This window comes from Candidatus Schekmanbacteria bacterium, from assembly GCA_003695725.1.
Taxonomy (GTDB): Bacteria; Schekmanbacteria; GWA2-38-11; order GWA2-38-11; family J061; genus J061.
On record RFHX01000068.1, the window covers coordinates 1 to 14,364 of the forward strand.

Genomic DNA, 14,364 nt, shown 5'->3' on the forward strand with positions numbered 1-14,364 from the left:
CCTTCTCCCATAAATTTGTAATCTCCTTTTTTCTCATAAGATTTATGTAAATAATGTTTCCACTATACAAATCTTTGTAATATTTTCAATTGAAATTATACCCCTTAATATATGATAATAAGATACAAACAGAATATTTTATATCTCATTGATATATTAACTAATTTCTTGACTTTTAAATCTGAATAATGGATATGTTTTGTTCAACTTTTAAAAAATCGGATAATTCAATTGAAGCCAAAAAAGGAAAAGATAATCGATAGTGCCTTGAAATTGTTTGCTGAAAAAGGTTTCCATGAAACCCGAACAGCTGACCTTGCCCGTGATGCAAATGTTGGGGAAGGAACAATTTATCATTATTTTAGGAGCAAGGAAGAGCTCTTTCTTCGCGCCTTTGAGCAAAAGATGAAAGGCTTTGTCGGTAAATTTTTAAAATCAATTGGAAAATGTAAAACTCCTAATGAAAAAATCAAAAAGATAATCGAGTTTCACTTTCGGGAAATCGAAGCAAATAAAACACTCTTCAAAATCGTATTTCAAGAGCTTCCTGAAAAGGTGGATGCCCTAATGAGGCCTGAATACGGTCAGACAGGAATAATCTATGAAACGACAAAGAAGATAATAAAGGAAGGAAAAGAATCCGGTATTTTTGACTCCAGTATCGATGAAGACCTTGTTGTGCGGGCAATGTTTGGTATGATAAGAGAAATCTGCAGAAGCCGTTTATTGGGGCATAATGTGATGCCTTTAAAAAAGGTTACCAATTTTGCAGAAGAAATGTCAATGCGGCTGATTATGAAAAATAACAATCTTCATTAACTATTGATTTTCTCAACGAAAGACTTCAATTTTTTCGCAATTTCCGGCTTTTCTTTTTCAATTTGGGGAAGTTTTTCCAAGAATATATTTAGGATAACTCGCCCAACAGTAAAATGGTTGACATAACCGCTGTATAAAGTGTCCTGTGTAAGAGAAAAAAGATAATCGATCTCATCATCAGAAAACGCACTGAAACCAAACCCTTTAATAATGGGGCTTAAAAGAGATTCGTCGTTAAATTCAAAATGAGTATTCCAAAACTGATAATATTCATCAAATCCCTTCTCTCCTTCCAATTCCTTCTGAGCCGCTTTTGCCGCATTGAAACCGCACATTAAAGCTCCCTGATTATCGACCTCCATAAAAGCAGCGCTATCTCCTACAAAGATAGTTCTTTTCAAAAAAGGTTTTCTAATTGGAGAACGCATAATATGTGTGGTACCATGCACATCAATTATCTCCGCATCTTCAAACCATTCACTGAAATGGCTATTCTCTATAAAATTATCGAGAAGTGCCTTTGCGCTATAGTTTTTCTCACCAATCAACGGCAATCCCTGACTAATCTCATAAAGTATTTTGCCATCTTCTCCTATCGGCTTTGGAAGCATATATATAGCCCCTGTAGGCGATGCAGAACGGCCCATAAATGTTATCCACGAATTGGGGTAGGGGATCTTCGTTTTGTCCAAAACATAAGATACCACCTTTGAGGTAAAGAAATGTTTCCTATTTCTATTCAATCCCAAAATATCAACAATGTGTGAATTTACACCATCACACACAAGACAAAGCTTAGCCCTCAATTTGAATCTTCTGCCCTTTTCGACAACACTGACAATAACACCATCATCTTCCTCTTCGAGATTGCCTGCTACAGTTGAAGTCAGAATTTCAACTAATGATTCATCGATTTCATCAAGAAGATTTCTTAAAAGCTGGGCTTTATTTATAACTTTGGCAACAGGGAAAGCCTTCCTGCCAAGACGCAGAGTATTGCCAGAGGGAGATATCCTTATACTTTGCCATAAATCAGTATAAGCGCCCGTATATTTCACTGAAAAATCATTCTTCAAAAAGCATATTCTATCATTTTCAAAAGCCAGATACTCCCCGTGCATCCCCGGTTCAGTCAGAATCATTGAGCAACAGGAGCGTTTGTAAGTGTCAATTTTCGATTTCTTTTCGATCAGATAAGAGGTAAGTCCAAGTTTAGATGAAGTCGCAGCTGCCATCAAACCTGAGGGACCTGCGCCAATGATTATCAAATCCTTATGGTATTCCATTTTCAATTCACCGATATTAAATTTTTTTAACTTTTTAATAGATAGTCAATCAACAAATCAAGTCAAGACAAAGAATATTTTTTTATAAAATTTCTCTAAAAATCAGGAATTTTTCCGAGAATAAATAATCTGTAAAAACATATTTGGAATATGAATTCAAAAAATCATAAAAAGGATAAAAGAAGAACTAATCAATTTTTTAAAGTAAGTATTTGTATAACAATAATTTTCTTTATTCTATCCTCATTGGAAGGATATAAAGAATACAACCTTTCAAAAAGAAATCTCATCATAGAACTTCAGAATCATTTCCTTGCTTTTTTCATAAATCCTGCTCTCAACGAAATACAATCTATAAATAAGGATTCAAAAGCTAAAGAAAAACTTTATTTTCAACTTTCCAACTTCAATAGATGTGACCTCTGTCATTCAAAATTTTTAAATCAAAAATACAATGGGCTCTATGATAAATTAAAGGAATCAATAACAATTACTGTCCACTCACGGGAAAACGAATCTCTGCGCTTTTTATACAGCTATCCATTCTATTCAGAAGAAAAAGAAAGCAGAAAGGCAGATATACATAAAAGCAAGGGTATCAAAAATTTTTCAAATCCTGTCGTAACAAAATATGCCAAAATTAGTTTTGATGTATCGCTTCCAGTAAATTTCAATGGGAAGGAAAAGCTCATTCCCTATGTATTTTCCTTCGAATTTCCACAAAAAATCATCTCTGACTCAATTAAAAATGAAATCTTGAAAAAGGTAATTCTCAAAAATCTATATCTGTTGATATTAATCTTTTGCCTATGCGGAATATTTTATATTAGAGAAAAAAGGTCTCTGAAAAATATTTGTGAAAAAATCGATAATATCCGCAACAACAGCTACAGCAAACATAAAGAATATAAAATCCTCAATGACCACAAGGTAATAGAAGAAAGAATCGACAAACTCTATGAGGAATTTTCACAAAGAGAGGACAGAATAACAAAACAAAAGAAGGGACTTGAATATTTAAATCTTTTTCTCAATTCGCTAAGCCAAAGTTCCAATATAAAAGAGCAAATAGATAATTTTGCAAAATATATTTCACGCCTTGTGCATTTCAAAAGGGGGTGCCTGTTAATATTTGACGATTCACTAACTGAAGCCGTCAAATTTTATTCTTTTGACAATAAAGGCAATACTTTCAGATTTCCAAATAATTCAAAGATACGAATAGAACAAACATATTTCTGCGACTTTATGAATCAAAATACTTCAATAGTAAGAGAAGTATTGGCTGATTCTTCCAAAACATATGCAGAAGACATTTTTTTGGTATCTGAAAAGAAATGCACTCTTCTATATTCTCCACTTAAAAGCGAAAAGAAGTTAATTGGGTTTATAACGCTTTTATCAGAGGAAAAAGAATCATTCAGGGAAAAAAATATAAAATATATCGAATTTCTATGTCAAAATTTATCTATAAGCCTTTTAAACACACACCTATTGGAGTCTCTTAAGCAAAGCGAAACAGAGCTTTCGTCCATATTCAAAATTACAAGAATACTTGCTTCAAGCCTTGATTTGAGCGAAAGTTTCAAAGAATTAGAAAGAGAAATCAAAGGAGTAATTGATTTTGATATTTTTTCAATCACATTGCCTCATGAAAAAGAAAGGAAGAAAATAAAAGTATTAGGCGCAACCAAAAAACTTCCTTTCTATAAAGTAGATTCTAATTCCTTTGATAGGGAAAATACATCGATAGACATAGTCTTAGATACAGGACATCCTTATATTAGAAAAGATACTTCCAAAGAACATTGTTTTGCAGAAGATGTTCCATGTTTAAACAATGGTATCTTCTCCTATCTCATTTTTCCTGTTTGGAGCAAAGGTAAAAAAGTTGGGACAATGAATTTTTATCATAAAAAGAAAAACTCATATTCAGAACAGGATTTCAAACTTCTCAAACCAATTTCAGAACAAATAGGAGTGGCAATTGAAAACTCCGAGCTATTCAACACAATAAAGAAATCACAAGAGGAATGGGTTGCCACATTCGATTCAGTGAAGGACCACATCTGCATTATTGGACAAAATAATATTATCATCAAAGCAAACAAAAGTTTGGCTAATTTTCTGAATAAACATCCTCGAGAGCTTGTGGGAAAAAAATGTTACGATGTATTGTATCGCTCGAAAACATGTAGAGAACATTGCCCCCACAAAGAAATGATGAGAAGCGGAAAGACTGAGACAAGTGAAATGAAAGATGAAAGCGATAACAGAAATTTTCTGATTTCAGTGTCTCCTATATTTGATGAAGACGGCTCTATCAAAGGCGCCTTACATATTGCGCGCGATATAACCGAAGAAAAGAATCTGAAAGAACAATTGATACAAGCGGAAAAAATGGCGTCTATTGGTCAGCTTGTATCAGGTGTTGCACACGAATTAAATAATCCTCTGGCTGGAATCAATGCTTATTCTCAGCTCCTTTTGGAAGAGAAAATAGATGAATCTTTAAAATACAAGGTTGAAAGAATAAAGATTCAGTCAGAAAGGGCCGCAAAAATTGTCAGCAACCTCCTTGCCTTTGCAAGAAAAAAGAAACTTGAAAAAATAAAAACAGACATCAATGAAGTTATTTACAAGAGCATTGAACTTCAACAATATGAATTAGAAGCCAAGAAAGTAAATGTTGTAATCAACCTCGATGAAAATCTTCCCAAAGTTGAAGTGGACCCTCTGCAAATTCAACAAGTAATATTGAATCTTTTAGTCAATGCTGAACACTCAGTAATCGATGCAGGAAGAGAGAGAGGGATAATAAATGTTTCCTCATCTCTCATAAGAAAAAAAGAGAAAAATTTCATTCAAATATGCATTTCAGACAATGGGACAGGAATCAAAGAAAACATTTTGCACAAAATCTTCGATCCTTTCTTCACAACAAAAGAGGTAGGCAAGGGAACAGGATTGGGATTGTCAATAAGCTATGGAATTATAAAGGAGCATAATGGAAACATTTATGCGCAGAATAATGAGACTGGAGGAGCAAAATTTATAATAGAACTTCCGTCTTCCTCATCAGACACTCAATATAACGACAACATAATCGAATTTAAGTCACCCGTTAAGAGAGAAAAACCCAAAAGTGTTCTAATCGTTGATGATGAAGATGACCTTAGAGAATGTGTAAAGGAATATTTTAACAGAAAAAAATATCTTGTTTATGAAGCAAAAAACGGCATAGAGGCAGTTCAGACTATCAAAAAAGTCAAAAACTTCGATTATATAATCAGCGATATTCGTATGCCCGGTATTGGAGGAGAGGAATTATACAATCGAATATCCTCTGAATTCCCCAACCTTGCAAAGAAAATCCTCTTCATTACAGGCGACACTATAAATCATAAAACTATCAATTTTTTAAAAAATTCTTCCTGCCCCTATATATTAAAACCTTTCACCTTCGTAGAATTGGAAGACAATCTTCACAAGCTTTCAGCTTGATTCACACATTTGCTCTTTTAGAGTAAATTCACAGGGTCTACATCTATACTAATCATTACGCCTTTTTTTCTTGAAAATTCATTCTTCAAAATTTCATCCAGCGCCTTTTTTACAGCTTGGGGCTCATCGGTATATTTGATCAAAATTTGCCTCCTATATTTACCCCTTATTTTCCACCTCAATGGCTCTGCAGGGCCAAGAATTTGAACTGTTTTGGAAGAAATCTTTTCTTTCAAAACCGACTTGAAGGAAAGAGCAGTTTTTTTTACTTCTACCTGCCTTATGCCTGAAAAAGTAATATTTATAAGCTTTGAAAAGGGGGGATATTTGAATTTTTCCCTAAACAATATCTCCTTTTCATAAAAGGATTCATAATCATGATTTTTCAAAGCTTCAAGGACATAATTATCCGGTTGATAGGTTTGAATCAAACTTATACCCGGAAGATTGCTTCTTCCACATCTTCCTGAAACCTGAAGAAGAATCTGAAAAGCCCTTTCTGCAGCTCTAAAATCTGGAAAATTTAATTCTTGGTCGGCAGCTATCACGCCTACCAGCGTAACATTTGGATAATCATGGCCAAGTGAAAGCATCTGCGTTCCTACAAGGACATCAATCTCCCCTTTTTTAAATGTCTCTAATATTGCTGATAGTGATTTTTTCCCTGTCAACGCATCTTTATCAAAACGCTGAACCCTCTTTCCCTTCAATATTTCTTTGATTTCAGCTTCAAGCGATTCTGTGCCAATCCCTATGCCTTTTAATTTTTCTTTCTTACAAAGTGGACAAAGAGGCGGTTTTTTTGAAAGAGCACCACAATAATGGCAATGCAGCAAATTATCTGAGCGGTGAAGAACGAGTGAAACGGAACAGTCTCTGCATGTCAATATAGCCCCACAGGAATAACATTGAACGATTCGGTTGTATCCTCTTCTATTCAAAAAAAGAATTGCCTGCTCACTTCTTCTGCAGGATTCCTGAATCGTCTCTCTAAGCTCCTTAGATATGACTTTATTCTTCTCCCGTTTCATATCAATCAGTTTGACAATAGGCAGAGGAATCCCTGTAGCTCTTTCAGGCAAAGAAAGTATGCAGTATTCTCCTTTTTTTGCTTTATAATAAGATTCAATAGAAGGGCTTGCAGAGCCCAAAACAACAGGAATTGACTCGAATTCCGCTCTTTTGAGGGCTATCTCTCTTGCATCATAGTTTGGAATCTCTTCCTGCTTATAAGAGTCATCGTGCTCTTCATCTATTACTACAACGCCAAGATTTCCAATAGGAGCAAAGACCGCTGAACGAGTCCCAATGACAATTTGTGCCTTTCCATTATAAATTCTATACCACTCGTCATACCTTTCACCGTACGAAAGTGAACTATGAAGCACCGCAACTTTATCCCCGAAACGAGCTCTAAATCTTGATAGCATCTGGGGAGTAAGAGAAATCTCCGGGACAAGAAGCAGAGCATTTTTTCCCTTTGATAAAACATATTGTATCAACTGAAGATAAATCTCTGTCTTCCCGCTGCCTGTTATTCCATGGAGCAGAAAAACAGTACTTTTTGCCTTATCAATAGCTTCAATAATTTTTTGAAAGGCAATAGCTTGATAGGAGGTTAATTTTAAGGAAGTTTCGTGCTCTGTGCTGATTTCATAATCCGGTTTTCTATAAATCCGTATCTTATCCGTCTTAATAAATCCGGCTTTTTCCAAGCTTTTCAAGGAATTGTGTGTAATTCCTGTGATTTTTGATGCAATTGAAAATTCTACTCTTTCCTCTTTTTTAATTAGTTCAATGAGCTTTAACTGATTGCTTCCCAATTTTGCCCTATTTTCAGCTTCATCAAAATTTTCTCCTCTGCAAATAATGGTAGCCAATTTTTCTGATATTTTTGGCTTTCCGATTTTCTGGAAACTTTCGATAATTCCTTTTTCTCTGAGCTTTGATATGAGTGTATAAACATTTTTGAAGTTATACTTTTTTTTAAGACTCTTCACAGTAACCGCTTTCTTATCCTCAATAATATTCAACAATTCTTTTTCTTTGTCAGAAAGCAAAGGAAAATATTCATCAACTTTTATCTCCTCCTTTTTTGCAATTTTAAGTGAAGATGCAAAGTTGCTTCCGGGGGGGTATGCACAACGATAAAAAAAAGCAATAGGAGACAAAAAATATTCAGATGCCCAATGGCAGAGTCTTATCATATCATCAGAAATCAAAGGTTCTTCATCTATTACAAAGGATATTTCTTTGATTTGATAACCATTTGTATCTTTATTATCTAAAATCTCTTCAACATAACCCGTTATCTCTCTTTTGCCAAAGGGGACAAGTACTCTGCTTCCTCTTTTAATCTTGCCCAGCGATTCCTCGGAAATTGCGTAGGTATACAAATTTCTTGTATTAAACTCCACTGCTACGCGGATATATTTTAATGAATCATCCATTGGAAAATATAAGGTTGAAATACTAAAGTCATTATGAATCTGAGACGCCAAAAGTCAAGAAATGTAATGAAATTGCCGATTTCGTAGAATTTAAATGTCCTTGACATAGAAGGGCTTTTATCTTAATTATTTTTTAGAATAATGTATAATAGCTTGAATTATTTGGAGATAAATTTATGGAAATTTTTATTGATACTGCAAACATAACAGCAATAAAAGAAGCAAATGCCATAGGAATTTTAGATGGAGTTACCACGAATCCAACCTTAGTTGCCAAAGAAGGAAGGAATTACAATGAAGTTTTAAAAGAGATAGCGGCAGAAGTGGATGGTCCCATTAGTGCAGAAGCCGTAAGCAGTGATGCTGAAGGAATGGTAAAAGAGGGTGAAGAGTTTTCAAAAATACATAAAAACATTGTAATCAAGATACCTATGACGAAAGAGGGGATGAAGGCAGTAAAAATACTTTCATCCAAGAATATAAAAACCAATGTAACTTTAATCTTTTCACCATCGCAAGCCCTTCTTGCAGCAAAAGCAGGTGCAACCTATGTTTCTCCTTTTATCGGAAGATTAGATGACATAAGCCATGAAGGAGTTGAAATTATTAGACAAATAAGGATTATCTACGATAATTATGGGTTTGAAACAAAAATAATTGCAGCAAGCATCCGCCATCCCCTTCATGTAGTAGAGGTTGCAATGGCTGGTTGTGATGTTGCAACAATTCCACCTGATGTAATAAACAAGCTGTTTAATCATCCTCTCACTGAAAAAGGAATCAGGAAATTTTTGGAAGACTGGGAAAGCATTCCCAATAAATAGAGCAAACAAAGGAGCAGAAAAATGCCAGTTTATGAATACGAATGTCAGGATTGTAAAGAAGAGTTTGAGTATCTGCTTCTTTCCAAAGACAGCAAGATACACTGTCCAAAGTGCAATGGAGAGCATATAATAAAGAAGATGTCATTATGCGGTTTTGCTTCAGGAGATAAATTCACCTCTTCATCGCCGGGAGGAAGCGCTTGCAGTGGATGTACATCGACAAACTGTTCAACCTGTAAATAGAATAGCTATATAATCCAGTTGAAAGTCATAGAAGATATTATTCAATCAAAGCGATTAGAGGTAGAAAAGAGAAAGAAAGCAGTCCCTCTAAAAGGAATTGAAAAGCTCATAGATAAATGCAACCCTCTTTTTGGATTTTCTTCATCTCTCTCCTCTGAGAAGAGCAGATTTAGAATCATAGCTGAAATCAAACCTGCATCACCAAGCGCAGGAAACCTTGCGGAAGATATCGATGTTGTAAAAACCGTAAAAGAATATGAAAGAGGTGGCGCTGCTGCAATTTCTGTGCTGACAGAAGAAAAATTTTTCAAGGGCTCATTGAATATGCTTCATCTTGCCGCAAAAAGTTCAATTCTACCAATATTGAGAAAAGATTTTATAATAGATGAATATCAAATATACGAATCTCGGGCATATAGAGCAGATGCCATTCTTCTAATTGCCTCTCAATTGACTGTTAGACAGCTTGAAGATTTTAGACTCAAAGCAGAATCTATGGGTATGGATGCATTGGTTGAGGTACATAACAAGAGCGAGATAGATATGGCTCTTGAAGCAGGTGCCAAGATAATAGGAATCAACAATAGAAATCTACATACTCTCAAAACGGATATTTCTGTCACTGAAAAATTGATTCAATATATTCCGTCAGACAGGATTGTGGTAAGTGAAAGTGGAATAAAGACTAAAGACGATATTTTAAGATTAGAAAAATGCGGTGTAAGGGCTTTTCTTATTGGTGAATTACTGATGCTTTCAGAAAACAAAGAAGAGATTTTAAAAGAATTTTGTAATTGATTAAAGCATATTTCCTAAAGGGCGTTTTCCCCTTTTTCCCCTGTCCTTATCCTAACGGCTTCCTCCACAGGAATGATGAAAATTTTCCCATCACCGATTCTGCCTGTTTGGGCAGACGATGTGATTACATTTACAATTTCATCTACCATTTCATCCTTTGCCACGATTTCAATTTTAACCTTCGGAAGAAAATCCACAACATACTCTGCGCCTCTATAAAGCTCTGTATGACCCTTTTGTCTGCCAAATCCTTTTACTTCAGTAACTGTAATGCCTTTTACTCCTATTTTTCCCAAATTTTCTTTTACTTCATCTAATTTGAAGGGTTTGATAATCGCTTCAATCTTTTTCATTTAAAATCCTTCCTTTTGCGAAGGTTTCAAAAAAAATATTATTTTTTATTTTACACTATTTAGTTTTCAAAATCAGCTCTATAAAATCTTTTTTTACCAACCTGAATCAACACCTTGCCTTTTGCCGGAAGAGACAGATTGACATCATTTATCTTATTGCCTTCTATTCTCACAGCACCTTCTGTTATTTTCCTTCTTGCTTCTGAAGTGGAAGATACTGCTTTTATCTCCTTCAATAATCTGCAAATCCATATATCTCCATCGTCACACTTTACTTTTATTTCGTCAATTGCCTGAGGAATCTTCCTTTCCCTAAATTGTCTTACAAATTCTTCTTCAGCAAATTTTGCGTCTTTTTCACTATGAAAACGGGCAACAATCATATAAGCCAAGTGTTGTTTTGCTTCCATTGGATGAAGAGAACCATTATTAATCTTCAATTTCAATTCTTCTATTTCGCTTTGCCTCATATCTGTAAGAAGTTCGTAATAACGAAGCATCAATTCATCCGTTATGGACATAATCTTCCCATACATCTCCTTTGGCGGCTCAGTAATACCCACATAGTTGTTCAAACTTTTGCTCATTTTCTGTACCCCGTCAAGCCCTTCAAGGATGGGCATCGTAATAACCGTTTGCTGCGGTTTTCCCATCATTCTCTGCAAATTTCTACCTACTAAAAGATTAAATTTTTGGTCCGTTCCACCTATCTCAATATCAGCATCTATCGCAACCGAATCATATCCTTGAATGATTGGATAGAACAACTCATGAATCCCGATTGGCTTATTTTCAGAAAAGCGTTTGCTAAAATCGTCTCTTTCGAGCATCCGAGCAACGGTATGCTTAGATGCCAACTTGATAAAATCGGAAGGAGTCAATTTATTCATCCATGAGCTGTTATATACTATCGTTGTCCTTTCTCTATCCAAAATCTTGAATGCCTGCTCGCTGTATGTTTTTGCATTCTCTATAATTTCTTCGTCAGACAGGGGCTTCCTCATCTCATTTCTTCCTGAGGGGTCGCCTATACGGGCAGTAAAATCACCTATAATAAAAAAAATCTTATGCCCCAAATCTTGAAATGCTTTAAGTTTGTTCATCAGCACTGTATGTCCAAGATGAAGGTCTGCAGAGGTAGGGTCAAAACCTGCTTTTATGTTGAGCGGCTTCTTCGTTTCAATAGACTTTTTTAGCTTAGACTCAAGCTCAGCTAATTCAATTATTTCAACAGCTCCTTTTTTTATAATTTCAAGCTGAAGGCTTAAGTCACTGACAGGAATATCTTTTTTAGTCATTTGGTGAACTTTTTTAGAACTGAAAGAATATCTTTTCTTTTTGCAGTATCGCTGATAATTGCAGAGCCGATTTTATTTGTCAATATGAAACGCAATTTTCCAGCTTTCTTCTTCTTATCCCGCTCCATTGCTTCAATTAAATCTCTCGCATCAAAATCAAATATACCCTTCGCCAGACCTACTTTACGAATCAAATCTTCCTGCCTTTGAGCAGTCTCCTTATCGCATACTTTTAATTGAAGGGCAAGCCAAACAGCAAGTATCATTCCTGCCATTACGGTTTCTCCATGACTAAATCGTCTATAATTTCCTAATTTTTCAAAGCCATGACCAAAAGTATGCCCATAATTGAGAATTGCTCTCCTTCCGCCTTCTCTTTCATCTTCGGCAACAACCTTTCCCTTGAGATATGAAGAAGTTTTTACCATATGAAAGAGGCATTTTTCATCTCTTTGCATAATTTTTTCTAAATTTTTCTCAATATAAGAAAAAAAATCAGCATCGAGAATCGCCGCTGTCTTGATAACCTCTGCAAGTCCGTTTTTATATTCCTTTTCATTTAGAGTTTTCAAAAACTCACAATCTGAAATTACCGCCTTAGGTTGATAAAAAGCTCCTATAAGATTTTTCCCTGCGCTGTGATTCACTGCTACCTTTCCTCCAATGCTTGCATCAACCTGCGCTAACAGAGTAGTAGGAATCTGAACAAAAGGTATTCCTCTCATATAAGTAGCGGCAACAAAACCTGCAATATCACCTATTACTCCGCCTCCTAAAGCTATTATCAAAGAATCTCTTTCAATCTTTTCCCTTACCATTACATCGTAAAGTTTTTTGGCAGTCGCAAGAGTCTTATATCGTTCACCATCAGGAATTATTTCTGTTGAAAACTTCAGTCTTTTTTTCTTTAAAGAGTTCTCAACTCTTTTGCCTGCTATCTTGTAGACTAAAGGATTCGTGATTATGAGTATTTTATGAGGAGTAAAGGATTCAATTATTTCACCGCTTTTGTCAGCAATACCAAGTCCAATATGTATCTTATAACTTCTTTCCTTTAATCTAACCTTAATCTCAGCCATTTCTTTTGATTAAATTCAGCAAATGATATTTATTATTCATCTTTTAGTTCTATTTCAATCTGACAATAATCCTTCCCCTCTTCAAATCCCGGTTTATCACAGCTATAGAGCACCTTCATCTTTGGATTAAAGGCTTTTATGAACGCCTCATCGAAGGGGTAAAGAGTTTTGCATAGTTTTGCAATCATTTTTTCATCTTTGATTCCTGCGGACTTCCATATCCTCAAAAAAGGGCAATTTATCATTCTACCTACAGCTTTTTCCTTTGTCGCTTCAATGCATTTCAACTCTAATCCTATATCAAAAAATCCCATTCCTTCAATCGAATAAGGGCCATACCTGAAATACTCTTCTATTCCCATCTCCGTCTTTCCACTTTTTTTCATTGCAAGCTTCTTTATCTCTTCACCTGCTTGAAGCCCCATTTCATACCACACTTTAGATGCTTCCTCGAGTACACCATCACCATATTTTTCATAAAGACGAACTATTGTTAACGCATAAATTGTGTGAAGACCTCTTAAAATCCCCGCAAGTTTTGATTCATAAGGAAGTTTTGGAATTTCAATAATTTCATCCCCCATCTTTATTTTCGTAGATTCCATTGAATTCTCCTTAAATTTATTTGTTCATTATTTTAATTTTTATCCTTCTATGGAATTATAACCTGCCTGTCAACCAAGAATTGGGTAGGATAGTTACAAAACAAAATGTTAAATGTGATGGTCGGAATGTTAAATTTTTAAAAAGGTAAAGCATCTCCCTTAAGGGGCAGGAAATTTTTCATTCAGGAAATCCCACGACTTGTCTTCCCCATTTCTTGATATATTTCCTTGAAGGAGAGTTAAGTAAAAGCCATGGGCATAATCTAAATCTTCGGGAAAGATGCGAATTTGCTGTTTATGAAAATGCCAAGAAAAGCCAAAAGCAGACTTGACCCCTTTTTTAAAGAATTTCATAGGGGAAATAATGGGTTTTGATATATTTTTTGATAATTTCTTTCAAAATTCTTCGTGTGGGAGGAAAGACCATTAAAAAACCGAGGATATCCGTTACAAATCCGGGAGTAAGAAGAAGAGCCCCAGCTATAAAAATTAGCAGTCCATCCAATAATTCTTCAGCAGGGAAAATACCATTAGAGATATTTTCCTGAATTCGATATAAGACATTAAGTCCTTCAAGTTTCACTAAATATGCGCCTGCAATAGCAGTAATAATAACAATTGCAATGGTGTTGAAAACACCAAATATTGTGCCTGCTTTGATAAGGATTGCAAGCTCGATTATTGGAACAATCGTAAAGAGTAAAAACAGCTTGAAAAACATTTCTCTTTTGCCTTTTTAAAGAGTTATAGACAATTTAAGATATTTTGAAAGGCATTACAAGAAGATGATAAAAACCCAATTTTTTAAAATCCCTGCAATAGTTAAGACCTATTTCAATTTTAGTTTCATCTTTTCCTGTCAAAAAAGTTCCGATAAGCTTGTCCCATAATGAAAAAATTACACCGTAATTTGAATTATACTCCTCTTTTTTAATAGAATGATGAATTCTATGCATTGAAGGCGGTACAAATAGGATCATCCACAATTTATCCAACAAAGTATGGACTTTGAGGGAGCTATGATGAAACTGTATTGAAAGGTTGACCAATATTTCAAAAGTAAAATATGTAAACAATGAGATAGCAAAACATTTAATCACTATAA

14 protein-coding genes are annotated in these 14,364 nt (G+C 34.9%); 5 read left to right on the top strand and 9 right to left on the bottom strand.

The features are described from left to right. Positions 1–231 precede the first annotated feature (231 nt). Positions 232–819: a TetR/AcrR family transcriptional regulator gene (locus D6734_03040; GenBank protein ID RMF96889.1), complete on the top strand. Its 588-nt coding sequence runs from the start codon at positions 232–234 to the stop codon at positions 817–819. Here D6734_03040 and D6734_03045 read toward each other — a convergent pair. Further along, entirely contained in the window at positions 816–2,105 is a 1,290-nt protein-coding gene (locus tag D6734_03045) for an NAD(P)/FAD-dependent oxidoreductase (GenBank protein RMF96890.1), read from the bottom strand. The genes D6734_03040 and D6734_03045 overlap by 4 nt on opposite strands. A gap of 150 nt (positions 2,106–2,255) precedes the next feature. Between D6734_03045 and D6734_03050 the strand changes: the two genes are divergently transcribed. Beyond that, entirely contained in the window at positions 2,256–5,609 is a 3,354-nt protein-coding gene (locus D6734_03050) for a response regulator (protein RMF96891.1), read from the top strand. A gap of 17 nt (positions 5,610–5,626) precedes the next feature. Here the strand turns inward: D6734_03050 and priA are convergent, their stop codons facing one another. Continuing rightward, entirely contained in the window at positions 5,627–8,059 is a 2,433-nt protein-coding gene (gene priA, locus D6734_03055) for a primosomal protein N' (GenBank protein RMF96892.1), read from the bottom strand. A gap of 176 nt (positions 8,060–8,235) precedes the next feature. Between priA and fsa the strand changes: the two genes are divergently transcribed. Genes fsa through trpC form a run of 3 tightly spaced genes read left to right on the top strand, consistent with a single transcriptional unit; the run spans position 8,236 to position 9,924 of the window. Next, the gene (fsa, locus tag D6734_03060; protein ID RMF96893.1) at positions 8,236–8,883 is read left to right on the top strand and encodes a fructose-6-phosphate aldolase; all 648 of its coding nucleotides are present in this window, start codon (positions 8,236–8,238) and stop codon (positions 8,881–8,883) included. Positions 8,884–8,904: 21 nt separating this feature from the next. Beyond that, complete coding sequence (locus D6734_03065; GenBank protein RMF96894.1) at positions 8,905–9,126, top strand: zinc ribbon domain-containing protein; 222 nt, start codon at positions 8,905–8,907, stop codon at positions 9,124–9,126. Positions 9,127–9,153: 27 nt separating this feature from the next. Continuing rightward, positions 9,154–9,924: an indole-3-glycerol phosphate synthase TrpC gene (gene trpC, locus D6734_03070; protein RMF96902.1), complete on the top strand. Its 771-nt coding sequence runs from the start codon at positions 9,154–9,156 to the stop codon at positions 9,922–9,924. 14 nt (positions 9,925–9,938) lie between these two features. Here trpC and D6734_03075 read toward each other — a convergent pair whose 3' ends face one another. The 7 genes from D6734_03075 to D6734_03105 form a co-directional block, all read right to left on the bottom strand. Next, complete coding sequence (locus D6734_03075; GenBank protein ID RMF96895.1) at positions 9,939–10,277, bottom strand: P-II family nitrogen regulator; 339 nt, start codon at positions 10,275–10,277, stop codon at positions 9,939–9,941. Between the two features lie 59 nt (positions 10,278–10,336). After that, positions 10,337–11,575, bottom strand: coding sequence for a tyrosine--tRNA ligase (locus D6734_03080; GenBank protein ID RMF96896.1), 1,239 nt, complete (start codon positions 11,573–11,575; stop codon positions 10,337–10,339). Beyond that, positions 11,572–12,654: a 3-dehydroquinate synthase gene (locus tag D6734_03085; GenBank protein RMF96897.1), complete on the bottom strand. Its 1,083-nt coding sequence runs from the start codon at positions 12,652–12,654 to the stop codon at positions 11,572–11,574. Before D6734_03085 ends, D6734_03080 begins: the two co-directional genes overlap by 4 nt. Before the next feature lie 32 nt (positions 12,655–12,686). Then, a complete protein-coding gene (locus D6734_03090) occupies positions 12,687–13,259 on the bottom strand; it encodes a hypothetical protein (protein ID RMF96898.1) in 573 nt (190 codons plus the stop codon). Positions 13,260–13,418: 159 nt separating this feature from the next. Continuing rightward, positions 13,419–13,613, bottom strand: coding sequence for a hypothetical protein (locus D6734_03095; GenBank protein ID RMF96899.1), 195 nt, complete (start codon positions 13,611–13,613; stop codon positions 13,419–13,421). After that, positions 13,600–13,980: an FxsA family protein gene (locus D6734_03100; protein RMF96900.1), complete on the bottom strand. Its 381-nt coding sequence runs from the start codon at positions 13,978–13,980 to the stop codon at positions 13,600–13,602. Before D6734_03100 ends, D6734_03095 begins: the two co-directional genes overlap by 14 nt. Before the next feature lie 34 nt (positions 13,981–14,014). Then, a complete protein-coding gene (locus D6734_03105; protein ID RMF96901.1) occupies positions 14,015–14,362 on the bottom strand; it encodes a sterol desaturase family protein in 348 nt (115 codons plus the stop codon). Between the last annotated feature and the right edge of the window lie 2 nt (positions 14,363–14,364).